This is a genomic window from Candidatus Poribacteria bacterium (assembly GCA_009839745.1).
Lineage (GTDB): Bacteria > Poribacteria > WGA-4E > WGA-4E > WGA-3G > WGA-3G.
This window is the reverse complement of record VXPE01000137.1, coordinates 1-25,147: the sequence shown is the minus strand read 5'-3', so window position 1 is coordinate 25,147 and position 25,147 is coordinate 1. Positions and strand designations below refer to the sequence as shown.

General features: G+C 48.8%; 25 protein-coding genes. 7 read left to right on the top strand and 18 right to left on the bottom strand.

Features of this window, described 5'->3' with window-relative positions; translation table 11 throughout:
• The first annotated feature begins 252 nt into the window (after positions 1–252).
• From F4X88_21510 to F4X88_21495, 4 genes are all read left to right on the top strand, one after another.
• On the top strand, positions 253–1,269 hold the full coding sequence (locus F4X88_21510; GenBank protein MYA58862.1) for a site-specific DNA-methyltransferase: 1,017 nt from the start codon (positions 253–255) through the stop codon (positions 1,267–1,269).
• Entirely contained in the window at positions 1,247–2,176 is a 930-nt protein-coding gene (locus F4X88_21505; GenBank protein MYA58861.1) for a hypothetical protein, read from the top strand. The genes F4X88_21510 and F4X88_21505 overlap by 23 nt, the downstream gene beginning before the upstream one ends.
• An 84-nt stretch (positions 2,177–2,260) precedes the next feature.
• Positions 2,261–2,920, top strand: coding sequence for a biotin--[acetyl-CoA-carboxylase] ligase (locus tag F4X88_21500; protein MYA58860.1), 660 nt, complete (start codon positions 2,261–2,263; stop codon positions 2,918–2,920).
• Positions 2,904–3,341 carry a DUF523 domain-containing protein gene (locus F4X88_21495; protein MYA58859.1) on the top strand — a complete coding sequence of 146 codons (438 nt, stop codon included), beginning with the start codon at positions 2,904–2,906 and terminating at the stop codon, positions 3,339–3,341. The genes F4X88_21500 and F4X88_21495 overlap by 17 nt, the downstream gene beginning before the upstream one ends.
• A gap of 76 nt (positions 3,342–3,417) precedes the next feature.
• On the opposite strand, the gene trpC is transcribed toward F4X88_21495, so the two are convergent.
• The 3 genes from trpC to F4X88_21480 form a co-directional block, all read right to left on the bottom strand.
• The gene (trpC, locus tag F4X88_21490) at positions 3,418–4,239 is read right to left on the bottom strand and encodes an indole-3-glycerol phosphate synthase TrpC (GenBank protein MYA58858.1); all 822 of its coding nucleotides are present in this window, start codon (positions 4,237–4,239) and stop codon (positions 3,418–3,420) included.
• 75 nt (positions 4,240–4,314) lie between these two features.
• Entirely contained in the window at positions 4,315–5,358 is a 1,044-nt protein-coding gene (trpD, locus tag F4X88_21485) for an anthranilate phosphoribosyltransferase (GenBank protein ID MYA58857.1), read from the bottom strand.
• Between the two features lie 334 nt (positions 5,359–5,692).
• Complete coding sequence (locus F4X88_21480; protein MYA58856.1) at positions 5,693–7,381, bottom strand: hypothetical protein; 1,689 nt, start codon at positions 7,379–7,381, stop codon at positions 5,693–5,695.
• 469 nt (positions 7,382–7,850) lie between these two features.
• Here F4X88_21480 and F4X88_21475 point away from each other — a divergent pair, with 469 nt between their 5' ends.
• Positions 7,851–8,687 carry a hypothetical protein gene (locus tag F4X88_21475; GenBank protein ID MYA58855.1) on the top strand — a complete coding sequence of 279 codons (837 nt, stop codon included), beginning with the start codon at positions 7,851–7,853 and terminating at the stop codon, positions 8,685–8,687.
• 40 nt (positions 8,688–8,727) lie between these two features.
• On the opposite strand, the gene F4X88_21470 is transcribed toward F4X88_21475, so the two are convergent.
• A complete protein-coding gene (locus F4X88_21470) occupies positions 8,728–9,633 on the bottom strand; it encodes a hypothetical protein (GenBank protein MYA58854.1) in 906 nt (301 codons plus the stop codon).
• A 321-nt stretch (positions 9,634–9,954) separates the two neighbouring features.
• Between F4X88_21470 and F4X88_21465 the strand changes: the two genes are divergently transcribed.
• Entirely contained in the window at positions 9,955–10,620 is a 666-nt protein-coding gene (locus F4X88_21465) for a DUF1080 domain-containing protein (GenBank protein ID MYA58853.1), read from the top strand.
• A 39-nt stretch (positions 10,621–10,659) separates the two neighbouring features.
• Entirely contained in the window at positions 10,660–11,748 is a 1,089-nt protein-coding gene (locus F4X88_21460; protein MYA58852.1) for a Gfo/Idh/MocA family oxidoreductase, read from the top strand.
• Between the two features lie 93 nt (positions 11,749–11,841).
• On the opposite strand, the gene F4X88_21455 is transcribed toward F4X88_21460, so the two are convergent.
• The 14 genes from F4X88_21455 to F4X88_21390 form a co-directional block, all read right to left on the bottom strand.
• Positions 11,842–12,273: a DUF5069 domain-containing protein gene (locus F4X88_21455; protein ID MYA58851.1), complete on the bottom strand. Its 432-nt coding sequence runs from the start codon at positions 12,271–12,273 to the stop codon at positions 11,842–11,844.
• A 174-nt stretch (positions 12,274–12,447) separates the two neighbouring features.
• Complete coding sequence (locus F4X88_21450; GenBank protein ID MYA58850.1) at positions 12,448–12,729, bottom strand: hypothetical protein; 282 nt, start codon at positions 12,727–12,729, stop codon at positions 12,448–12,450.
• 114 nt (positions 12,730–12,843) lie between these two features.
• Positions 12,844–14,145, bottom strand: a complete 1,302-nt coding sequence (locus F4X88_21445; GenBank protein MYA58849.1) for a phosphopyruvate hydratase — start codon at positions 14,143–14,145, stop codon at positions 12,844–12,846.
• A 48-nt stretch (positions 14,146–14,193) separates the two neighbouring features.
• Entirely contained in the window at positions 14,194–14,886 is a 693-nt protein-coding gene (locus F4X88_21440) for a hypothetical protein (protein MYA58848.1), read from the bottom strand.
• A 26-nt stretch (positions 14,887–14,912) separates the two neighbouring features.
• On the bottom strand, positions 14,913–15,746 hold the full coding sequence (locus F4X88_21435) for an ABC transporter ATP-binding protein (protein MYA58847.1): 834 nt from the start codon (positions 15,744–15,746) through the stop codon (positions 14,913–14,915).
• Positions 15,747–15,767: 21 nt separating this feature from the next.
• Positions 15,768–16,676: a 2-oxoacid:ferredoxin oxidoreductase subunit beta gene (locus F4X88_21430; GenBank protein MYA58846.1), complete on the bottom strand. Its 909-nt coding sequence runs from the start codon at positions 16,674–16,676 to the stop codon at positions 15,768–15,770.
• 18 nt (positions 16,677–16,694) lie between these two features.
• On the bottom strand, positions 16,695–18,479 hold the full coding sequence (locus F4X88_21425) for a 2-oxoacid:acceptor oxidoreductase subunit alpha (GenBank protein ID MYA58845.1): 1,785 nt from the start codon (positions 18,477–18,479) through the stop codon (positions 16,695–16,697).
• Positions 18,480–18,858: 379 nt separating this feature from the next.
• Entirely contained in the window at positions 18,859–19,470 is a 612-nt protein-coding gene (locus F4X88_21420) for a HEAT repeat domain-containing protein (protein ID MYA58844.1), read from the bottom strand.
• The gene (locus tag F4X88_21415; GenBank protein ID MYA58843.1) at positions 19,471–19,866 is read right to left on the bottom strand and encodes a hypothetical protein; all 396 of its coding nucleotides are present in this window, start codon (positions 19,864–19,866) and stop codon (positions 19,471–19,473) included. It abuts the gene before it with no gap.
• Positions 19,859–21,187 (bottom strand): carboxypeptidase regulatory-like domain-containing protein, encoded by a 1,329-nt coding sequence (locus F4X88_21410; protein ID MYA58842.1) that lies wholly within the window; start codon positions 21,185–21,187, stop codon positions 19,859–19,861. Before F4X88_21410 ends, F4X88_21415 begins: the two co-directional genes overlap by 8 nt.
• Before the next feature lies 1 nt (position 21,188).
• A complete protein-coding gene (locus F4X88_21405) occupies positions 21,189–21,536 on the bottom strand; it encodes a hypothetical protein (protein ID MYA58841.1) in 348 nt (115 codons plus the stop codon).
• Between the two features lie 152 nt (positions 21,537–21,688).
• Positions 21,689–22,246, bottom strand: a complete 558-nt coding sequence (locus F4X88_21400; GenBank protein MYA58840.1) for a cytochrome c-type biogenesis protein CcmH — start codon at positions 22,244–22,246, stop codon at positions 21,689–21,691.
• A gap of 18 nt (positions 22,247–22,264) precedes the next feature.
• Complete coding sequence (locus tag F4X88_21395) at positions 22,265–24,286, bottom strand: heme lyase CcmF/NrfE family subunit (GenBank protein ID MYA58839.1); 2,022 nt, start codon at positions 24,284–24,286, stop codon at positions 22,265–22,267.
• 61 nt (positions 24,287–24,347) lie between these two features.
• On the bottom strand, positions 24,348–24,809 hold the full coding sequence (locus tag F4X88_21390) for a cytochrome c maturation protein CcmE (protein MYA58838.1): 462 nt from the start codon (positions 24,807–24,809) through the stop codon (positions 24,348–24,350).
• Positions 24,810–25,147 lie beyond the last annotated feature (338 nt).

The following is a 25,147-nucleotide window of genomic DNA, read 5'->3' as shown; positions in this document are numbered from 1 at the left end:
CACCTATCAGTTGTCGGTTATCAGTCAGAAGCTCGTCTGTCCTTCATGAGCAGTTGAATATTGACAAGTAATACCAAATCTGAAAAATAAATTCGCATTTCAGAGATTTTGAAATGCTATGAGGATTCGGACGGATTAGACGGGCGAGGGGACCTCGCCCCTACGAGCGGGTTTTCGCTAATGAGAAACGGTTATTCAGAAATGGTATAACAATTAGAAATATGAAACGATTACATAAAAAGGGAACTGATCGTGGAATATCATAAGAGAGATGGGATCTTTTTATACAGAGGGGATGTCCTCAAGTGGTATGATAAATGGGAGTCTCCAATCGTTATTGTCTCGGATGGTCCGTATGGTATCGGGAGTTATCCGGGTGACCCACCCACGCCAGAGGAATTAGCCGAATCTTATGAACCTCATATAATTAAGTGGTCGGAATGCGCAACTCCTACGACAACGCTTTGGTTTTGGAACACAGAGCTTGGGTGGGCAAACGTGCATCCCCTGTTAGTCCAGCATGGTTGGGAATACCGAAGTTGTCACGTCTGGAATAAAGGAATAGCACACATCGCCGGTAATTCAAATGGCAAAACCCTTAGAAAATTTCCTGTAACAACGGAAGTATGTGTTCAGTATATAAAAAAAGCGTTGTTCTACGTCAACGGTACAAAAATGGATATGCAAAGGTGGCTTCGGTATGAATGGGAACGGACAGGGCTTCCATTTTCCAAAACCAATGAGGTCTGCGGTGTGAAAAATGCTGCCACGAGGAAGTATTTCACGAAAGACCACCTCTGGTACTACCCTCCACCTGAAGCGTTTGAAAAGATTGCTGAGTACGCAAACAGACACGGAAATGAGAGTGGAAAACCTTATTTCTCTGTGAATAGTATAGTCCCCATTACAGGCAAAGAATGGGCAAACATGAGAGCCAAGTTTTACTTTGAGAATGGCATCACAAACGTCTGGCAGGAACCTGCTGTTCGCGGAACGGAGCGATTAAAAAAGCGGTCCAAGAGTTTACATAACAACCAAAAACCGCTGAAACTTATGAATTTATGTATCCGATCGAGTAGTGACGTAGCGGATGTCGTATGGGAACCCTTCGGAGGTCTCTGTTCGGCGGCGATCGCTTCCCATCAACTGAAACGAAAGTGTTACGCAGCCGAAATCCATCCCGACTATTTTAAAATCGCCGTTGAGAGACTCTTAAATTACGACATCCAACAGGAGTTTGTATGCTATGACGATTTCAGTCGAGCCTAAAAGAAATCCACCACAGAGCAACGAGATTGTATATAAAGTGTATGAACGTGTCCGTGAGGCACTCTTTGCACTTCCCACCTATTTTCAGTCAGACACCTCCATAGAAGGAATATTGGCGACCGATATCTTCACCTTAAATGCTGCATTCGGAGCAACTATTGAAGACCAAGTCGTTTCAACTCTGAATCGGATGCGAGAAGTTTGGGACCCCGATGAGCAGTTCATGTATTATAGGTTTGTTAGGCAACCCCAGACGTTTCCAGATGTCCTGTTGAGAAAAGACACAAGCGGGACAGATAGACATGAGAGTGAGATTTTGTTGGGAATTGAGCTAAAAAGTTGGTATTTATTAGCGAAAGAAAGAGAACCAAGTTTTCGATTTCAAGTAACCCCTGCCGCTTGTGCCAAACAGGACTTAATCGTAGTAATCCCCTGGGCTCTCAGCAATGTGATCTCAGGCTATCCCAAAATATTTTCACCCTATGTGGAACTAGCGAAGTACGCGTCAGAATATCGAAATTACTGGTGGGAATGTATTCGGAAAACAAAGTCGAGCGTAGAAATCATGATCGCGGAAAATGTTTCTCCGTATCCCCAAAAAAGCGATAAAATCTCTGATAAACCTGTATCCGATCATGGAAATAACTTCGGGAGATTTGCACGCACGGGAATAATGGATAGTTATTTGGAGATAGCAAAAAGAGAATTGTTATGTGGAATCAGAGCAGAACATTGGTTGAACTTTTTTAAGATTTTTCAGGAAGAAAGGGATGCAGAATCTATAAACGCGGAACTCAAAAGGTTAAGAGCATTGGTAAGGGGGACAGATCGAGAGAGTGAACCTTACCCTATCGATGCCTTGGAAAAGATATTGTCAGGAATAGACGCTCTCTTGGATCAGAGATAACAACGTGATTGTCCTACTGGCTAATATGCTTGTTGGGGAATAGCCGGAAAGCAAATTGCAAATGGACCAGAATTTATAATTCTTATGACTTTTTGGATGCCGACTCAGACTTCGCTTATCGGTTGCCAGATTGAGCATTATTCACAGGTCACTTCTACCAACGACATCGCTCTTGCTCGGGGCAAGACCGGTGCCGCAGAAGGCACGCTCATCATTGCAGAACACCAAACCGCTGGTCGCGGCAGATACGGTAGGCACTGGGAAGCACCATCGGGAAAGGGTCTCCTCGTGTCCGTCGTCCTTAAACATCGGCTTCTTCGCGATCAGGTTACACTCCCGAATCTCATCGGTGCGATGGCAATAGCAGCGGTAATTCGCACAACATATAGGCTTGACGCTCGGATTAAGGTACCCAACGATGTGCGAATCGAACAGAAGAAGGTCGCGGGTGTCCTCACAGAACTCGCATACGACGCGGAAGATCACCCTTTTTTTGTTTTGGGTTTCGGTGTGAATGTCAATAACGCTTTGGAGGATTTTCCGCCTGAATTGCGTGGAACGGCAACCTCGGTGCGTATGGCGCATCCGTTCTCGGAAAATCGAAACTTTGAAATCTGTCGTGCCTCGCTATTATGCGATATTCTCTGCCACTTGGAAAAGCACTACCTGCAGCTGAAAGCAGGTAAGACGGATTTAATTATGAACGAGTTTGAGGTCTTACGAGAAGATGAAAGTCGTGATTAGTGCTTGTCTCCTTGGCGTCCGCTGCCGATACGATGGCGGTGACAGCCGAAATGAAACAGCGATAAAACAAGGGGAGACGTATGAACTTATCCCTGTCTGTCCGGAAGAATCGGGTGGGTTGCCAACGCCGCGTCCGCCTGCAGAGATTGTCGGCGGTGATGGCGGTGATGTCTTGGATGGCAGGGCAAAGGTTATGACTGCTGACGGGACGGACGTAACGGAAGCCTATTTGAAAGGTGCTCACCACGCTTTGCGGGTTGTGCAATTAAACAAAGCGACGCACGTGGTTCTGAAAGCGAGGAGTCCATCCTGTGGTTGTGGCGATATTTACGACGGCACGTTTTCTGGAACCCTCACGCCTGGAGATGGTGTAACCACTGCCCTCCTGAAACGACACGGCATTACCGTCACCTCCCTTTAATTCCAGTGGACAATATTGGATAGAATCGCCATCATCAATCCATGGGACCCCTGAAAACTGATTGCTGACTGCTACGTTAATAGTCCAAAAGATGCCGGACCTGTTCGCCAATGTCGAGGCTCCGCATCAATGACTCACCGACAAGCATTGCCTGCACACCGGCTTCTTGTAACCGCATCACATCTTCACGTGAATAGATACCACTTTCACTCACCACGACCTTATCCGCTGGGATGGCTTCGCGTAAACGGAACGTTGTGGCAATGTCGGTGTGAAATGTGCGTAAATCGCGGTTGTTGATACCGATTATCTGGGCATCCACGTCTAACGCAATAGCCAATTCCTCTTGTGTGTGCACCTCCACCAAACACGCCAGCGATAACGAGGCTGCAATATCCATGAACGTCCGCAACTCTGCTGCTGTCAACGCTGCGACAATCAGTAAAATGGCATCGGCTCCGGCGACGCGGGCTTGGTAGATGTGATACGGGTCAATTGTGAAATCTTTTCGGAGGAGCGGCACATCAACAGTGTCGCGAATTGCGCGCAGATAGTCGAGTTCGCCTGCGAAAAAATGTTTGTCTGTTAACACAGAAATCGCAGCAGCACCGTTTTCGACGTAGGTTTTGGCGATTGATACCGGATCGAAATCCTCGCGGATGATGCCTTTGCTGGGTGATTTTTTCTTCACCTCGGCGATAAGTTTGACGGTTCCACTGTCTTTGACAGCAAGTTTAGCCCCTTCCCAGTAACGGGTGGGGACTCCGGCGTTGCAAGCTGCGCCAAAATCCCGTGTCGGTGGAAGGTGATCGACCTCCTTTTCCAACCTCGTAAATGGTACCTGCGCCTGTTCGACTGCGAGTTCCTTCTGCTTATGGGCAATGATAGTGTCTAATATCAATTTTTTAATTTTCCCTATCCCACAAACTAAAGCATGAGGATTTGACGCGGGAGTGTTAAGCCTTGCGAATAATTAAAGATTGTTTGAGACGGCTTTCAGTCCTTCTAATTTCGCGAGTGCTGCACCCGAATCAATGGATTCTGAGGCAAGTTGAATACCCACATCAAGACTATCCACCTTCCCGCTTGCAGTAATCGCTGTGCCAGCGTTCAGCACAACAATATCGCGTTTGGGTCCCTTTTCACCGTTCAGGAGATTGATTACGATTTCGGCGTTCTCCTCTGGCGCGCCCCCGAGAAGTGCTTCAGGTTCGGCTCTCGGAATTCCGAATGTCGTGGGATCGAGGGTATAGGTTTCAACAGTGCCGTTTCGGAGTTCAGAAACGCGTGTGGTTGTTGTGGTTGTGATGTCGTCCAAACCGTCATCCCCACGCACGATGAATGCGTGCTGGCATCCGAGGTTATTCAAGGCATTCGCATGCGCCTCAGTCAGTTCCGGTGCATAGACACCGATGACTTGTGCCTGGGGTCCTGCTGGATTGGTTAGTGGAGCTATGGCATTGAAAATCGTTCGAATCCCAATTTCTCGTCGGGGTCCGATGGCGTATTTCATGGCGCCGTGGAGTGTTGGTGCGAATAGAAAACCGATGCCGACCTCATCAACGCACCGTCCGACGTGTTCGGGACCGATTTCGATGTTCACGCCTAACGCCATCAGCACGTTCGCACTCCCGCTCTGCCGCGTCACGCCGCGATTACCGTGCTTTGCGACCGGGACGCCTGCTCCGGCGGTAACAATGGCGGAAGTTGTCGAGATGTTGAAATGGTTCAACCCTGTCCCTCCTGTGCTACACGTATCGACAAGTCGTGGGACTTTGGGTGTCGCTTGCCAGTCAGGTGTATGAAGTGTGGGAACAGGGGTAGACTTAGCACGCATGGCACGCGTTGCCCCCGTCATTTCCTCTACTGTCTCGCCTTTAAGCCGCAGTGCGGTAAGAAAACAAGCAATCTGGGCATCTGTCGTCTTACCTTCCATGATCTCGTTCATGGTCTCCATCATTTCTGCTTCGGTTAGAGCGTTCCCTGCTATAACCTTCTGAATCGCTTCACGAATCACGCAATTTTCCTCCTGAGAATATTCTATTCGCAATTATAGCAGACACAGGTATATTTTTCAAGATTGGTCTTCTGGATCTTAGGGTCATTTATGGTAGACCTTAGAATTAATTAGACATTCAGAATCGGTGTCCCTTCCGAGTAACGGGTGGGAACTCTGGTTAGAAACCTCGCCTACCGTGATAGGGGATGCGTTTCGGGTTGGCGGACCCAACCCCTACGAAACTGTCCATATATTTTTAGGATTTACCATAAATAGCCCTGTCTGGATCTTAAGGAAAAAAACGTGCCAGGTGTTTCCGAAAGTGACGTTAATAACCAGAAAGAGACGAGTTCTAAAATAGGAACCGGTACATGGGTTGATTTGTTGTAATTCCGATGAGGCTCCATATACTGCCGATGATGAATTCGCCTAAAATTAGTCCGAGGAAGAGCGGAATCAATTTTTGGTGTGCACTCACACCCCCGTGTCGAAGAATAATCCATTTGAGGACGGAGCTCACAAAAATCGAAAACCAAAACACGTTCATTGACCAACTACTGGAGATAGCGAAGCCAGCGGGATGAAAGGGCCACCAGAAAAGCCGCATCCGCATGACCATGAGGAAACCGGTGATGAAGAAGCCGATACACATCGCGACGATTGCGGGTACATCTGGTGCTCTCGGCGAGGTTAGCCAACTTTGGAGTCGATTGAAAGGTCTTCCGGCGAACCAGTCTCGGGCACCTTCAACATAAGAGATATGATAGAACGCCCAAAATGAGGCAAATGTCCCGACAACAATCGCAATACACATTGCAATGAGCAACCGTCGGTTGGAAATTCCGGTGCGTTCCGCTAATTTAAATCCCTCCAAGATGTGTGGCATCGGATGCCCACGATAGGCACGGTTGAAGAAGAAGAGATACGCCATTATGGTTAAGTTGTGTGGTCCGAGGAGGCGCGTCCCGAAAATGCGAGGCATCATCTCATCAGGTCCAATGAAGTGTAAATCGTGGACAGGCGATCCGAGTTCGGCACGCATTCGGGTCACCGCTGTAGAGATCGCATAATAGATGCCGAAAAACACGAGAACCACCCAGATAGACATTCCCGCGGTTTTACAGAAACCGACGATAAAGACAAGACTCGCGATGAGACCTAACAGTGTCAAACGATAGGGCATCGGTTCGGCTGCGTCATCAACACGCGGATCGTTTTTAAATAACTTTCGCCCGACTTGTGCGAGGTGTTTTCGCGTCGCCACAACTGCGATAACGAACAAGCCGAGATATGCCCCGAAAGACTGTTCATCGGTGAAAGGGAAATTCGGCATACCGCGGACTCCCAAGGCATCACCGAAAACCCGCTCTACTTTCCAGAAGAGGTAGAAAAACCAGCAGGAAAACGACAGATCCAGCGGAATAAAGAAAGCGATGCCCACCGCGAACGGAAACACGGCTATCGGACTCCATCCGACGGCACTCCACGGTTTCTGTGTAAAGAACGGACGTAAATCGTAGAGTCTGCCGCCCAAACTCGGCACAGTCGGATAGAGATAGTGGAGTCCGTTGAGGATGTCAATTGCACCGGCGATACCGAAACCGAGCCACATCATCTTATTGGTCAGCAAGTTCGTTCTACCGCCACTTGTCAATTCAAGCGGCAATTGGATGATGGGGTAACTCAGTTTTTCGTGCTCTGTCCACTGTTTCCGAACGAGACTGTTAATACACACCATCAGGAAGACCATTGCACAGAGGAAGCCGCCCCAGACAAAAGTTGTTGTCAGCCACCCTTGGACAGTTTCCCATTGGTAAAGGGTTGTTTCGCCGCGATAATACTCCGTTAAGAAAGATTTTTCCTTGACAGCCATCCAGTCCGGGATATACCGATGAAACAGGTCTACCCAGTCATTCTCTGGTGTTGCATACCAGAATGCGTACGGAATCATCGGAATCAAAACGCGAAGCACGTCGTGTCCTGCAAGCGAGGAAGCAATCGCTAACATGACGTAAATTGTTAGCAATTCGCCTTGTTGCATTGCGATCCTTGGTGCTATCCGGACTAAGAAGAGGTTAACACCTATGATAACAAAGATGCAAAAAATGACGTTAAAGTAGAGGGAGATCGTGGTTGGATACCCTTGACCGGCAGAGTCCAGAATCCAGTACATGTTGGGAATAATAAGGACTGTACCGAGTAGAATTGCTCGCCATGATGCTCCATATTTGGAGGGTTCTCTGAATCTGTGAGGTTCTGAGGTTAATTCACTCTTCAAGTTACGTGATACTTTCTGTCTATGACACGCCTGTTCGCGCTTGGATGGAGATTAAACAGAGGCCTTGGTTGCGGATCCCGTCGGACCCTTTTACTTCCAACACGTGTATTTTTGCCGATCGTGAACATAAAATTGCTTTGAAATTTTTTCGGTGTGTCCTGTATAATGCATAATACGATTTGAATCTCGATTAACAATCCAGGCTACTTCAGCACGTTAAAGGATAAACGCTATGGATACTATAACAGATCTTAATCAAGCCGCAGTCTTTACACCGGAGCATCAGGAATTTGTTGAAAACAATGGGTATCTGCTGATTCAAAACGCCCTACCTCCTGATGTCGTCTCGGAAATTGATGCTGCCGTTGATGAGGTTTATGCGAAAGAGGAAGCCGCAGGTAGACTTGAGGCTGGTGGCAAATTAAACCTCCGTAACTGCATCACGCATCACGAAGCATTTCTCCAACTCCTTGACTGGCAAAAAACAGTGCCGCTCGCCTACGGGGTTCTCAATTGGAACGTCCAGATGATTACATCGCATCTGATTGTCCTCCCCTCAAAAGAGGAACCGCCGCCTGAGGTCAAGAACCGCATTGGCTTGCATCGCGACGGTGGCACGTCACATGCCGAGATGCAGGAACCGCACCCCCGCATCATGCTCAAGATTGCTTACGCCATCAGCGACCAATCTGACCCTGCCTCCGGTGCGACTGTGCTGGTGCCGGGGAGCAACCGCTTGACAGGCAGACCCCCACTTGACCCAGATACAGGTCGGGCACGCGGTGCTATCTCTATGAACGTCAACGCCGGTGATGCCTTCCTCTTTGAACAGCGGACATGGCACGGCATTGGACACAACTGGTCGGGTATGCCACGGAAAACCATTTTTATGGGATATGCTTACCGATGGGTCAAACCGATGGATTATATCGCGATGCCTGATGAACTGGTTGCTAAGTGTAACCCAATTCAGAAGCAATTGATTGGGGTCGTCAGTGATCCGCTCAGTTACTATCTACCGCAGGAACAAGATGTACCGCTGCGGGCATTAATTGACGGACAGGATTAGGTAGCGAACCTATATCGCGAAATCGGCGGCACCCCTCTCCCTATTCCAGCTCACTTTCGAGTGAAAGGCTGTAGTCGAGCAATGCATTTGCATAGGGTATGTTGTGAAGCCCGTACCCACTGTCGCCTTTAACCATGTCGTAGTTCAACTTTGCGTCGAGATAGGCTTGCGACGTTTTGTTAGGCGCGGCATCCAGCATCGTTTTGACGGCTTGCATTTTTGCCTCTATTTCGGCACGATATTGTGGTAACTTCGTCTCCATACTGTTGTCGGCACTGTCGTGACAGCCCGCGGTGCTACATGTCGAGAAATCCGCTTTGAATGTGTGGCCGCCGTGTTGTGCGACTGTCTCTGGGTCCTCTTTCGCCATGTGGCAGTGCACGCATCGTTTTTTCATTGCGCGTACGTGTGGTGAGGGCATGCGTTTCACACCAGCACCCTCGCGTCCAAGGAACATCTCCGACTGTGATTGATGGACGATACCGGCACCTGCACAACCGCAGTCCATCTTATGGCAGTCAACACACAATTTCCTCGCGGGTTTCACCAACAAGTGTTCCGATCTGCTGTTGTGTGAATGGCATGAGGAGCAGGCAACAGCGTTTACCGCTGTCTCTATGTTATAGGTATGCCCTGGATAGACCCGATCGCTGAAAACTTCATAGCCAGAAGAGTGGCAGCTTAGGCAGGAAGTCTGGAGCTCATAGGGACCCTCAATGAGATTGACAAGCGCGTGGGAATGCCCGGCTTGCTTCCATTCTTGATAAGCAGGTTCAGTGCCGTGGCACTTGACACATCCTTCAGCAAACGGAGTTGTCGGGTTAGATGTAGCAGCCTCTACAGGAGCTGCGTGAAGTGTGGCAATATTGTCATAGCCACAAAGCGCGAAAAGGGCAACCGTTCCCATCAGTAGGGACAACCCTAAAAATAAGAAAACCTGTTTCATTTTTTAATTTCTTGCTCCTGGGCACCGCTCGATTTCATTTTGCGGTGGTTTTCGGTGATCCTATACGTATTTTGGATATCCGATATATTTTTTAAAACGAAACATATCTAAGTCAACGATACTTTATCTTGATTAAATATCATACCTTAACCTCGTGAAATATGTCAATTTTTAATTATTCCTTGCCGGGGTCATTTAGTTTTAAGTAATTATGGGACTTTAGATGGATCGGGTGCGGTTAGGAAACCGCACCTACTGGGCCGGGAGATCAAAAACGCGTAAAAAACTCGATCTGAGGATCGGACTATAGGAGGGACTTTGATGTCTCAATCTGGAAACGGAATTAACCTTTTCAATGGTAAAAATATGGAGGGCTGGCTTGCGCGCGGTGGTGCCCCAGAACATGAATGGGATGCTGCTGGTAGCGTCGCCCTCAATCCTGACGATAGCAAACTGCTGCTAACGACAGCAGGCGAAGGAATTTTTTATAACGGTGCTACTGGACGCACTGTCGATATCTACACGGGGGCTGAATACAGTGATTGTGAACTCCACGTAGAATTTATAGTGCCACAAGGCTCTAACTCTGGTGTCTACCTCATGGGGAGATACGAGATCCAGATATTAGACAGTTGGGGTGAAACGGACCTTCGCTATGGGAGCTGCGGGGGTGTATATTGCCGTTGGATCGACAATCAACCGGTAGATGGTGTGCCGCCGCGCGTCAACGCCAGTAATCCGCCCGGTGAGTGGCAGACCTATAACATCACCTTCCGTGCCCCAAAATTCGATGCCGACGGTAATAAGATTGCCAATGCGACTTTCGTCAAAGTGGTGTGGAATGGACAGGTAATTCATGAAGATGTTGAAGTGGTGGGTTGTACACGCGGGGCACTGATTGAAGATGAAGCCGCTACGGGTCCGTTAATGTTGCAAGGCGACCATGGACCTGTTGCCTTTCGTAACGTTGTTCTGAAATCCATTTAAGCCATTTTGACGATAAGCCTATCGTAGTAAGGAATTGTTATGCAAAAACTGAAACTTGGTGTTATTGGGGCAGGGGGTATTGTCTGCCGGATGCATTTGCCGGATCTCGCGCAAGACAACGATTTCGAAGTGAGTGTCATCGGTGGCAGACGCGAACACCGCCTCAAACATCAATGTCAAGAATTCGATATACCCCGCTGGACACAGGATTACGACGCGATCATCGCTGATGACACGCTTGATGCGATCCTTGTCGGGACCCCACATCCTTTACACGTCTCATGGGGTATCAAAGCGTTGGAAGCCGGCAAACATGTGCTCATGCAAAAACCGCTCTGTGGGGATATGGATGAAGCGAATCAATTTGTGGCGGCAACTGAAGCGAGTGGCAAAACGGTGATGTGTCTTCCCCATTTCAACGCCGCTATCTATAAGATTCGTCAATTGATCGCGGAGAATGCGATTGGTCGGGTATCGGGTGCGAGGATGCGGAGCAGTCACGGCGGTCCCGAAATCTATTACGCGGAGATTCGTGACATCTTCGGTGAATCCGGTGATGATTTGTGGTTCTTTGATGCGAAACAGGCAAGCGTCGGTGCGCTTTTCGATATGGGGGTTTATGCCGTTTCGGGTCTCGTCGCGATGCTTGGTACCTTCAAGCGGGTGACTGGCTTCGTTTCTACCTTCGACAAACCGACAGCCTTAGAAGATGTGGCGACCCTCGTGCTTGAGATGCAATCGGGTGGAATTGTCACTGCGGAGACGAGTTGGTGTGATCCTGCCCGCACGGGTGAAGCGAGTGTGCACGGCACGGCGGGCAAATTCACGATGCCCGGCAAAGACGGCGCGACGCTCAGCCAGTGGACACCGACCTCTTATACACGCGAACACGCGCCTGTCGATGTGAAAACGATCGACTGTTCCGATGCAGCCCCGAGCGGCATGCACACACATTTTGCGGAGTGTATCCGCGAGGCAACGCAACCACCGCTCTCAAACGCGTACACGGCACGGCATGTCACTGAGATTCTGCTTGCGGGACTCAAATCCTCTGAAATGGGTAAAGCCATAGAATTGACAACAGAAGCAGAAAATTGTGGCAATTGTTCATCGTCGGACTGTTGTTAAACGGTAGAAGGGACAGATAATTAGGAAGGAAAACGGAGGCGTGCTTCATGTAGGCACGCCTTTTCGCGCGCCTACATAAAACGCTCTAAAGGTCTAACCTAAACTGGCGTGCAATTCATACCAGTCATCAAGATTGTTGAGATTAACCGCGTCTAAGATGGAGCCGTCATCTTCAATGCTGCTTGCACCGAGGATGCTCCCACGGGTATCGTCGTCGTGATTATAGCCTGAAATCGCAGCGTTCAGTTCAGCAACCGCCGCATCGTCAAAACTTCCGTTTTCCGAAACCCAGGCTTCAAACTGTGGATAGGTGGGGGAATTGTCACTGATATATGCTAGTGTCGCGTCTTTGTCGAGCCCCAAGCCGTCTAATACCATTTGATCGAAGCCTGCGCCGCATGCTGGATAATCTTCATGGAGCTGCCCCTTGGCATCCATTAGCACTTTTGACCAGAATCGCGGGAGGTGCAACACGCCGAGCGGTCCTGCAACCCCGGAACTAATTGTCGGAATCATTCCTGCCATTCTCTTTTCTCCTTCTTATGAATGTTGTGAATAATAGGCGGGCATCATCAGCACAATAGGCACTGTTGCCTGCCATGCGAAATTCCCCGCCATTATAGCACAACGTGCAAAAAAAGCAAATTTTTTAATTTTCCTTGCGGTTCAGTCAGGTTGGTTTGATGGATGAAGGTATCATTAAAAATCGGGTTTAACAACTTTAAATTTGAGTTCACCCGGTTTGATATAGCCAAGTCGCTTTCTGGCGAGGCGTTCCTTGGTTAGCCTGTCGTCCTGTAGCATTTCGACGCGTTGTTTAAGGCGATCGCGTTCCACTTCCAATTCCCGTAGCTCAGCACGGTAGGCTTCTTCCGCAAGCTGGGCCTGTTGCCAGTCACCATAACCGTCCATAAATTGCCTGACACTCACCAGGAGTAAAGCAAGCGCGATTAGGAATAAGATTGGGCGAAAAATACGCATTTTTTAATTAATTGCTCCTGGACTGCCTTCCATTACATTTCAGGCAGGTTCGGGGTTAAGCCACGACTGGTTTTAGAGATTCGATCGGTTTTCGTCTTATGCAAATACAAGCGTTTAGTGAAGATCCGCCAGATTATAGAAGACCGTCCTACCAGCAAAAATAGCACTCTCGCCCAATTCTTCCTCAATCCGGAGGAGCTGATTATATTTACAGACCCGATCGGTCCGGGAGAGCGAACCGGTTTTTATCTGTCCGGCGTTTGTTGCAACAACCAAGTCAGAGATAGTTGTATCCTCTGTTTCACCCGACCGGTGTGAAACGACAGCCGTGTAATTGAAGCGTCGCGCGAGTTCAATAGCATCCAACGTTTCCGTCAAGGTCCCAATCTGATTCACTTTAATCAGAATTGAGTTGCCTATCTGCTCATCAATACCTTGTTGCAAACGGGTAGTATTGGTAACAAACAGATCATCACCGACGAGTTGGATCTTATCACCGATTGCCTCGGTTAATTGTTTCCAACCCTCCCAATCGTTTTCGTCCATGCCGTCCTCTATAGAGACGATTGGATATTTCTCACAGAGTTCGGTGTAAAAAGCAACCATCTCTGCTGGCGATTTCGTCGGTTGTGCCTCTGCTTTCAATTCGTAGGTCCCGGTGTCTCGATTGTAGAATTCGCTGGAAGCAGCATCCAATGCCAGAAGCACATCGTTCCCGGGCGCGTAATTGGCTCGCTCAATGGCTTCAATGATGACGGCGATGGCTTCCTCATTAGAACCGAGATCCGGTGCAAACCCACCTTCATCGCCAACAGCCGTATTGCAATTTCGGGCTTGCAAGACTGCCTTCAGACTGTGAAAGATTTCAGTCCCCATGCGGAGTGCTTCGGCGAAACTCTTTGCGCCCGCTGGCATTATCATAAATTCCTGAATATCAACGTTGTTATCGGCGTGAGAACCCCCATTTAATATGTTCATCATCGGTAAAGGGAGTTCTTTCGCGTTTGTGCCACCAATATAGCGGTAAAGCGGTTGCGCCACTTCGTCTGCGGCGGCTTTTGCGACAGCCAACGAAACACCTAAAATCGCGTTTGCACCCAGTTTGCTTTTATTTTCTGTCCCGTCAAGTTCGCACATAGCGGTGTCTATGTCGTTTTGTGCAAAGACATCTTCCCCTACGAGGGCATCCGCGATGACGGTATTGACATTTTCAACGGCTTTTTGAACGCCTTTCCCCACATAGCGGTTGGCATCGTTATCGCGCAATTCGACCGCTTCGTGTTCACCTGTAGATGCACCAGAGGGGACAGCGGCGCGTCCGAAGGCACCTGTCGCTAAATTAACGTCCACTTCAACTGTCGGGTTACCACGCGAGTCCAATATCTCGCGTGCGTGTATATCAAGAATGTCTGACAAAGTTTTTCTCCTTCTTTAATGACTGCCTTCTTTAATAACTGACAGGCATTATTCTTCAATAACGGCATCTGCGAGCAGATACGCAGCGGCTAAAAAGATTAAACTATATGCGGCGATCAATTTCAGCCAGAACCCGCCCTCTAATCCACCGGTTACCAGCAGTGAAACAGTGCATTTCGCACCGCCCATAATGATTGGAATCACGAGCGGAAGTAGAATGACGGAAAGCAGACTTTCACCGCCATTTGCGCTTGTGGACATGCCCGCTAACAGGACACCAACAGCGCAAAAACCGAGCGTGCCAACACTCAGCACGCCGAAGAGTTTCAATAATATGCCCATCGTCACTACGTCGAGCAGATCCAAGAATTGAAGTGCGATGGGCGTGATGACAATTTCCAGTAGAAATAGAAATACGAGGTTGCTAACGACTTTAGAAAGGTAGAGGTTACTTGCATCAACGCCGGTGAGCCGAATACCGTCTATCGCACCGTGCGAACGTTCTAAGGTGAATGAACGGTTCAAACTAATAATTCCTGCGAAAACGAACGCTGCCCAGAGGACACTGGCGGTTAATTTACCACGTTCTACCTTTTCAGGAAAAATCGGACCGAATGCAAAAGCGAAGATGAGGACGACCAGGACGCTGAAAACGAAGATTAATACCAACGTCTCCTTTGAACGGAATTGCAGTCCAAGATCCTTACGAATCAACGCGCCAATTTGACGGAATGCCTTCATATTTATCTCGGTTTGAAAGAGACGCTCTATAGTCCTTTCGGAGCGTTGTGTGTTAACCTTTTCTCATACATGCGCAGTAATGTCTCTGCTTGGATTTCATTTTTCTGCGCAATCTCTTCCAATTCCCCATCTATCATGAAGAGGAACCGTGTGCCAGCAAGATAGCCCAACTCCGTGTTGTGTGTTGTAATGACGATGCCCGTGCCTTTTTGTCGTTCTTGTGCGATACGATCACGGACAAACTGTCTCGCAGCAGCATCCAGTCCAGAGAAGGGTTCATCAAGTAGCAACACTGAGGGGGCATGGAGAAGGGCTTTAGCGATCATGAAACGCTGCGTCATGCCGCGCGAGAAGATGCGAAGGGGTTCATGTAAAAAACGCTGCAACCCGACTTCAGTAAGCAGTGTTGTCGCACGATGTTCCAACTGCTTAATGCCGTACATCTGTCCGAAAAACTTGAGGTTCTCATAGGGACTGAACGCAGGGTAGGCGAGATTTTCATGAATAACGACCCCCAATGCACGACGGACGTCCGAGTAATCTGCGATTGCATCCGCACCTTCAATCTCAAGTTTTCCAGAGGTCGGTTTCAGGAGAGTTGCGAGAATTTTGATGAGCGTTGTCTTACCGGCACCGTTGGGACCGAAAATCGTAACGACCTCTCCGGGCTGAACGGAGAGTGTAGCGTCTTTGACAATCGTGCGATGTCCGAAGTCCTTTGTGAGTTGGGAAGCACGAAGGCGCATGATGTCAATGATTCCATGCTGACTGGAAAAGTGGAAGTTCTTCCATCTCCCATCTTTCCGTCCGTCTATCGTTTTGGAAGACCGGAAGGTTAGAAGATTGAGGGTCACTTCCATCCTTCCGTCTTTCTTTCGTCTTTACATCATACGCTGAACAATCGCGTCGCCCTGTTCCTGGGTAATACCGAGCGATTGCCGTGCCATGGGACCGTTTTCCAAAACGGGTTCCATTTCATCCAAAGCGGGTCGGCTTGTATCTTGATAGAACAGTCCGATCGGGATCTCGTCTCCCCACTTGACGGCTTGTTCAAGTGCCGCGGTCTTATCGCTTGGATCATGACCTTCCAGTTCCAAGACGCGCTGTTTGAAAAAGGCACTCGTGTTATCCTTATTAAAGGTGATACAGGGACTAAACACATCAATAAGAGCAAATCCCCTGTGTTGCATGCCGTTGTACATCAATTCCGTCAGCTGTCTTGGGTTTCCACTAAATCCTCTGGCAACATAGGTCGCTCCCGTGACAATCGCCATAGCAATTGGGTTAAGAGGTGCTTCTATGTTCCCGAAGGGAGTGCTTTTGGTTGCCATTCCGAGCATGCTGGTGGGAGAAGTTTGACCGACGGTAAGCCCATAAATCTGATTGTTCATCACGATATAGAGGAGATCAATATTTTTCCGCATCGTGTGAACAAAATGGTTTCCGCCGATACCGTATCCGTCTCCATCGCCCCCGGTAACAACCACATTCATCTCGTGATTGGCAAGTTTCGCGCCGGTAGCTACAGCCAGAGAACGTCCATGGAGCGTGTGCATCCCATACGTTTCGATGTACCCTGGCAGGTTAGAGGAGCATCCAATACCGCTCACGGTGAGGTGTTCATGATTCCCTTTGCCGAGTTTGGCATAAGCACTTTGTAGGGAACTCAGGACCCCATAATCACCACAGCCTGGGCACCAATCCGGACGCACATCCCCTTGAAAGTCTTTCGCCGTAGGCGCGCCCTTAACGGGTCTTTCTCGTCGAGTAGATCGCTCTCGTTTCGCCATCTGATTCATTCTCCTTTATTAGACGACAATTTCTTGATACGGCACGTAGAAGTCGGTTTTACCTGCCAAGAGCTCACGGGCTCCATCAACGATGTGGTGCGGCATAAATGGCTCACCGTCGTATTTTCGGATTTGACCGTCAGCCTTAAAGCCTGTTTCACCACGCAGGAATCGTGCGAATTGACCGGTGTAGTTACATTCTACAACAATGGAATGCGCAGATTTTGCAAGCACTTCGTTCACCGCATCTTCGTCCATGGGATAGAGCCACTTGAAATGGATGTGGTTGGTAGAAATGCCGGCTTCGGTTAGGAGTTGCGCGGCTTCGCCAATCACACTATGTGTGGATCCCCATCCTACGAGGGTGACTTCGGCATCTTCCGGTCCTTCAAGCGTGGGAGGCGGGAGGAGTTCGAGGATACCGTCCATCTTCCGTTGCCGTTTCTCCATAATGTCGCGGCGTTTGTGCGGGTTCGTGAATTCGTCGCTAATCAGCGTGCCGTCTTCATCGTGGTCATCCGTTGCGACGACGTGAACGTGCCCCGGTGTGCCGGGAATCGCTCGCGGTGAGATACCGCTGTCGGTAATTTCGTAGCGGAGGTATTTACCTTCCGACTGCTCGATTCCATTAATGAGCGAACCTCGGTCTATTTCGGGTTGCCAATTGACGGAATCCGGCTCGAACGTCGTGAACCCCATGGACAATGTAAGATCAGAGAGGACCATGGCGGGACACTGGAACTTGTCTGCGAGATTGAAGACTTCAGGGATAACATCAAAGCCGTCCATAATGCTCGTCGGTGCGACAACAACCTTCGGGAAATCGCCTTGGCTGGCTCCGAGGATCTGCCACAGATCGCCCTGTTCCGTCTTTGTCGGTAAACCTGTTGAGGGACCGCCGCGTTGGACGTTAATAACGACGATAGGAATTTCCATCATGCCTGCGCTACCGATGGCTTCCGACATGAGAGCGAATCCACCGCCTGATGTTGCGCACATTGCGCGGCACCCGGCGTGTGCTGCTCCAATAACCATGTTGACAACGCTAATTTCGTCTTCGCACTGGCGTACCATAATGCTGAGATCGCGAGCGTTGTTTGCCATCCAGTGGAGAACACCGGTTGAGGGGCTCATCGGATAGGCGGCGTAAAATTTGACGCCTGCGGCTGCCCCGCCCATTGCCATTGCTGAGTTACCATCAACGACGGCGAGGGCTGGTTCCTGTTTCTCAAATTGGGTATCGAATGCTGTGAAGTTTTCAGCTGCGTGATTGTAGCCGGCGCGTGCGACACCAATGTTCGCATCAACGACCGCTTGTCCTTTGCGTTTGAGGAATTGGATCGTGAGCATATCCTCAAACACTTTTAAATCTCCGCCTACAAGTTTCAGAGCTGCACCGAGCATACAGACGTTTAGCATCAATTTTTTTCTATCGGTGTTGTTGGACAATTCTTGATAGGACAGAGGTGCGAGTTGTATATCATCGCGTTCTGGTGCTTGCTTGACATCATCGCTATTATAGATGAGTGTGCCACCGGGAGCGACATGTGGAAGGTGTGTCTCCAAGCTGTTCCGGTCTAAGGCAATAACCAGATCAAGCTTGTCGCCTTGGTTGGCGACCGGTTCAGAACTGATTCTGGCAGTAAGGAAGGTATGACCACCGCGGATGAGGGATTGGTAGGCACTATAGGTAAAGACATGCAAACCGTGTCGAGCACAGATCCGTGTCAAAACTTGACCGACGGAGTCTATTCCCTGCCCGGGTGCCCCTCCTACAGCGATTACAAAATCGTATTTTGCCATCTTGGCTCCCTTTCTAACTTTTTGTATTCCATTCCGGTGTAGCGAATTCACCGAAGATACGCCACAGCCCGATAAACCTGACGACACCAGAATAGTAGACAAATAAGCAAATGGATTCGTTTGTTAGTTACATTGCGATATTCGCGCCTTTATTCTTAATATTCATGAACACATAAAACATTTTTCTTTTTTTAATTATACTACATTTGATGCATTTTTTCAAGTTTTTTTAAGCGTTGGCGAATTTACCACAACGTTTATCAGACACTAATTTCCATGAATTCAGTTTATTGAAAGCGGGTTTTCAGCGAATTCTGCCAGCATGCATACAGATGAAAATATACTTCATAATTATTTTAGGGTGTATGAAATTTTTGCCCTACGCCTGACTGAGTTCTATGAGCGCTTGTTTCGCTTCGGGAGTTCCAATTTTATCCAATGCAAACGCTACGTGATGTTGAACCCGTTCAGAATCGTCCGCTAATGCCTTGATTAACGCAGGGACAGCCTCTGCGGCAGCCGCCTCAAGGTTTGAGATTGCATACGCACTATAGGTCCGGACCTCTTCTTCTGGATCGCTTAAAGCCTCAATCAGAACAGGTATCGCCTCAATTGCTGCCGTCCCCATGTTCCCGAACGCACGGATAGCATATTCGCGGAGTTGTTCATCCAAATCCTGTAAGGCTTCGCTCAGAGCGGGAATAGCGGGTGTCCCAATTCTACCTAACGTATCGCTTATACAGAGGGCGTGATGTCGTTCAGCGATTGCCAACTCTTCCATAAGTGCTGGCACTGCGGAAGCCCCGATCTCCGCCAAAATATCTGCCACTTGGTCGGGAATATCCCACAAATTTTCTGAGAGTGCCTCAATGAGTTGGGGAATCGCAGGTTCGCCGATAGCGACCAATTCTTTCCCTGCAGCCTCTCGGACATCGTCCTCCATATCCGACAGCTCATCAATCAGGTCGGCTATGACGTGTTCGTTATCCATCTATTGACCTTTTTTAACATACGCCAACATTGTGATAAGACGGTCAGTTTGCTCGGGTCGCAAGTATTTATAAAACCATTCGGAAAACTCGCGTTCGGCTCTGGTGAGTTCCGCCGTGAGTGCGGGAACGGTAGATTCACCGATTTTTGCCAATACTTCCGCAGCATGATTCGCCATCTGCTCCATATAAACAGGAATAGCGGATTCCTCAATGTGCGTGTAAAACTCGGCGCCGTACCCAGAGATATGCCAACATTCCTGCGTCAGGACATCAATGAGTTGGGGAATCGCGGGTTTGCCTATGGCAATCAATTCTGCTTTGGCGGTATCTCGAACGTTTTCATCTATATGACCCAACATGACGATCAGATCAGCGATGTGGTGTTTGCTATGCATCAGTTCTCCTTTGTTGTTCTTCGAGGAGTGTTGTGAGGCGGTCGGTTTGTTCTCGGCGCAATCGTTTATAGACGCGCTCCGAAATCTCCTGTTTCTCGTATTTATCATCGAGATGCGTAATAAATTCAAGCCTTGCGACGCGGACATGCTCGTAATCATCTGGCTTCAGTTTACGGAGCCAGCCTGCGTCTGATGGTGTTGCGGTGTTATCATCGGTGTCAGACGTGTTAGTGTTGTTTGCTGTGCGGAGTTTAAAGAGAGCGGCGACGAAGAATCCGCCGGTCAATGCCGCTGCGACAGCAATCAATATCAATTGCCCGAGGTTAGAAGATGTTTGCCCCGGTAAGGCACCGCCGCGGGCGGTTCCCATGTTTACATTAAGTGCTAAATCAACTGTAGTGCCAGCAGCAAACGCTTCTGGCGCAGTGCTTTGATATATAAGATAAATATTATTGTGAATCTGTTCGCGCTTTGGTGCGCCGAAAAACTTTGCACGCGGTGCAAAGTTGATGCCTTCGGGTACAAAGAACAGGAATTCCGTCGTGGCAAAATCCAAGCGGCGCGATAAATCCAATCTATCTCTTTGGACGTGAAAAATATAAGTATAGCCTAAATGGGTTTCTCCTGGTGGCAATGGCGTGGTGCGGATGGCTTGATTGGTAGCAGGATTTAACATGAGTTCCGTTGTCTGATGTGGCTGAAAACCCTCTGTCCCTTTCGGTAGGGTTAAATGCAGTCCGACCCTTTGCGTGCCGTGCGTTGTTCTAAAAGGCAGATCGCTCAGGTTCTCAATCCCAACTGCTTCAATAACTGTGACGGCACCATCGGGTGCGTGGTCGGGAGGTGGCGGGGCAATGACGAAGCTATGTGACCGCACACGGATTTGCGTTTTGTCATCTGTAAATCCCCCGATCTCAAAGTCAATTTCGATGTTCGGAACCCACGTGGATAAAACCACGTCCTTTTCAGTGTAGTCAGTCCCTTCATGAACGGTAGAAACCGTATAGTGGACAAGGGGATCGAGCGGTAGATTCCCAAAACGATAGTTCCCTTTTTCATCTGTCATTGTTTCCTGGGTCTCAGTGGCATCCGCCTTATGGATAGTGAGGGTTACGGGATGTGTGCTGAGAGGCGTGTCCTGCTTTCTATCGATAGCTGTGCCTTGAATACTGCCCAGTTCTGTTGTTTGTGCGTGGAGGGTGGGAAACGAGAAAAGAAGGGTCAGGGCAACGGCTAATAGGCTACATATCCACCCTATAGTGATAGAGTGAATCTGCGGATTGCCCCTCGATGTTTTATATGCGGATATATTCGTGTACATATTATGTTCTACGTTGTTGCTGTTTGAATCTTTCAATTTCGGCTTCTACATCTGACAGCGACTCATTTTCGAGTTGCATGATGACGCGTGCGGTCTCTTGCAGGAGTTCCTCACGCAATTCTTGGTAGTCGGCATTCGAGAGTTTCCCGGTTTCGTAATCCTCGTCGAGGTCGGCGAGTGCGGCGTAGCTGCGTTCACGCTCCTGGAAGAGGGTGCGTCGCCGTTCCTCAATGAGATCGTCGGACGTTGCAGTCAATTGCGAACCCGTCTTTGAAAAAATTGGAACTCCCAGATACACAAGGAGTGCGATTCCGAGAATTATTATCCATAAAAGCACGAGAAAAGACATGAAACCCCCTTGGAAGTCACGCAATCACCATCATCGTGATTTGATCTGCAACTCGCCTCCGATATGTTATCATAAGGCACGAGTTGCGGGTCAAGTGCTTTCACCTTCCTAAAGTGCACGCTGGCATTTATTCTACCCAAAAATCGCCGTGCTTAATTTTGCCGTTTATATCGCTCCAATTCGGCTTCAACCTGTTTTACAGTTGTATCGGCGACCTGCTGATTTGGTCCTTCAGACACATCACTTGTTACGGGTTGCTGCTTGAACCTACGCAGCGCGAAAAAGGCGACACCCCCGATGAGAACAAGAATGACGGCGGGCATAATGTAGGCGAGTAGATTAATACCCTCCGCTGGCATGACTGCGTAATACTGCGGTCCGAACGTATCAAGGTAATTCGTGCGAATCTGCTCGACCGTTTGACCTGCCAGCAACTGGTTGCGAAAATCCTTTTCAATCATGGCTGCCGTTTCGCATACACATACCTTAATTGTCTCTCGCGTACAACCGCAGTAACAGTAGACTGTGGTCAGCAATTCTTCTAATTTAGACGCAATTGCGGCATCTATGTCTGCTGTGCGAGGTGTTTCTGTTTGGGCGTGCGCGGGGGCGATATAGCAGCAAGCCATGAAAAGTGCAACAATCCACATAAAATTAGGAATTGGAGCGTTATTGGACCTTGTAATGTATTCAAATCTTCCAATTTTCATGGTCTTATTCCTAACGCATCAAGCATCTTTACTGCGTTCAGGTTTCTCAGCTATGGCAACGATCCCGCCCAACACCATTACTGCAACGCCGATCCAGACAACACCGATGAGTGGATTGTAATACGCTTGGACGTTCACAACACCGCCTGTCTTAACGTCCGGGGGGATGCTGCCGAGGGCGATATAGAAGTCGTTCACCCCAAAGTGTCGGATGGCAGATTCAATAGTATCCTGTTCTCCCTGTCCGGTCTTGTAATAGAAGTGGCGTGCGGGTTCCATCGTTCCTAGCTGTTTCCCATTTTTTGCGACCTCAAAAACAACGCCGGTTCTGCGATAGTTGGCGAACTCTTTCTCAAACGAATCTTTCATTGTGAGTTGAAACTGCCCAACCTCCATCGATTCCCCGATTCTCAAGCCTTTCGATTCAAGCAGAAAATAGCCTTTCGATCCCATAATGCCTATATAGAGGATAACGATCCCGATATGGATAATGTATCCCCCATATCGTCTCTTATTCCGTTGGATAAGGAGATTCAAACCGTTGAGGAAAGAGGTTTCCTGCCGTTTCGCGCGGAGTTTCGCACCCCGATAAAATTCAGCAAAAATTGCGACAACCACGAAGGTACTTGCAGAAACACAGAGGACCGAATAAAGCAGAGAAGTCTCTTCTTTTATGAATGCGAGAAATCCCCACGTCAATGCCCCTGCGACTAAACCGGTAACAAGGGGCCACAGAAACATCCGCTGGAAGTTGTTGACGGTAATTTTTTTCCATGAGATAATTGGACCCGCCCCTGTGAGGAAGAGCAGTAATAACCCCGGAATAATAACGACTTGGTTAAAAAACGCTTCGGGGACAGAGGACTTTTCACCGTTAATCGCTTCGGAGATAATCGGCCACAATGTGCCCCAGAGGATAATTAAGGTTAACCCAACAAACAGCCAATTATTCAGAACAAACGCACTTTCACGAGAGAGCAGGGATTCCAAACGGTTGGCACTTTTCAACCGTCTCCAACGATAGATAATGAGTCCGATGACCCCGGCAGTCGAGGCTAAAATGAAACCGAGGAAATATCCGCCGATATCAGATTGTGCGAAGGCATGGACGGATGTGATAATTCCACTACGCGTGATGAAGGTTCCCAGGAGCGTGAACTGGAACGCGAGGGTAATCAGGAGGATATTCCAGAGTTTGAGCATATTCCGCTTCTCTTGAATCATCACGGAATGCAAATAAGCAGTGCCGAGGAGCCACGGCATAAAAGAGGCATTTTCAACGGGATCCCACGCCCAATAACCACCCCAGCCCAGCTCGCGATATGCCCAATTGCCACCGAGCGTGATGCCGATGGTCAAGACGATCCATGAGAAGAGGGTCCATCTACGTGAGCGGAGTATCCATTCACTTCCAACTCTACCGGAGGCGAGTGCTCCAACGGCAAACGCGAAGGGGACCGTCAGGGCAATCCAACCGATATATAACGTCGGGGGATGGAATGCCATACTTGGTGTCTGGAGGAGTGGGTTCATACCGGCACCATCAGGTGCCATCTGTCCATTGGGGAAGCGTGCGAGTGGGTTATAAACGCCTTCGACTAAGCCAGTGACGAGGATAATAAAAAACAGTTGGACGACTGCGATAGGAATGAGGGCATAATCCGAGAGGGTATCATTTGTTTCTTTATTGTGCCGGTGATTCTGCCAGATGACAATCGCGCCTGCGACAGTGAGTAACCAAAGCCAGAATAGCAGGGATCCCGACATGCGTCCCCAGAGTGCCGTGATTTTATAGAGTAGCGGTTGTGCTGCGCTTGAGACTTCAACAACATAGCGCATTGAGAAATCATCGGTTACAAAACCGTAGATTAAAGCACCGGTTGCAATACTGATGAGGATGAAGGTGGCAATGACGGCGTTCCTGCCACTCTGGATGGCGTTCTGATTTCGTGTGCGTAGCCCGAAGCAGAGGAAGCCAATCGCCCACAAGCCAGAAAGCACAGAGAGAAATATAGCGGCTTGTCCAATTTCCGCGGTCATTCGTTGCTGTGCCTCCTTAAAAAAGTGTTTTTGAACATATTGTTAAATTGTTAGGGGTCCTTTACTCCGAGATATATGAGGTCTCATCCGTAGGTGTAGCACTTTCTGCTCCCTCGTATTTCGAGGCACACTTCGTCATGAGTTTGGATGCGACAATGAGGTTCTGCGTTGCGTCGTATTTACCTTCCACGAAAACGCTACCGCCATCCGTAAAATTATCGGGTTTAAGCCGATCTTTGTAAATCACGTTGACTGTTGCTGCAGTTTCGCGGTCGCAGACAGCAAAGGTGAGCTTAAAATTGGCAGCATCCCATGTGGCGCTGCCTTCTGCAATGAGCCCATCAACTTGGACCTGTTGATTGTTCATTTTGTTTCCGTCTGTGACGAGTGCAGCGGGCGTGAAGTGCCGAACACTTGTCCTTTGAATTCCAACGAACACCAAAAGTGCCATCCCACATAGCAAGACAATGCTTGCGGCAATCACTTTAAGCCTTCTCTGTTTTCGCACTTGGACTTCCTCCATCAATTAGAATCAGTAGAGATGATTTTCTTAGCCGTAATGACGAGATGAATCCCTCTTTAAAAATAATACTTGATTTTACATGCAAAATCAAGTTAAAATGGAATTTAATTTGGAAGAGCGTGCAGAATTCCGTGTAAAAAAGCGGTCAGATGCGATGAAAGAACAGGAAAACTTATGAAAACCGATTGGCAACATCATCCGTGGGCGGGTGTATTTCCGGCGACACTCTGTCCCTTTCATGAAGATGAATCGATTGACGAAGTCGGATTACGTCAATATATGCAGGAACTCGCAAGTGTTCCGGGGATAAAAGGCGTTGTCTGTAACGGACACACCGG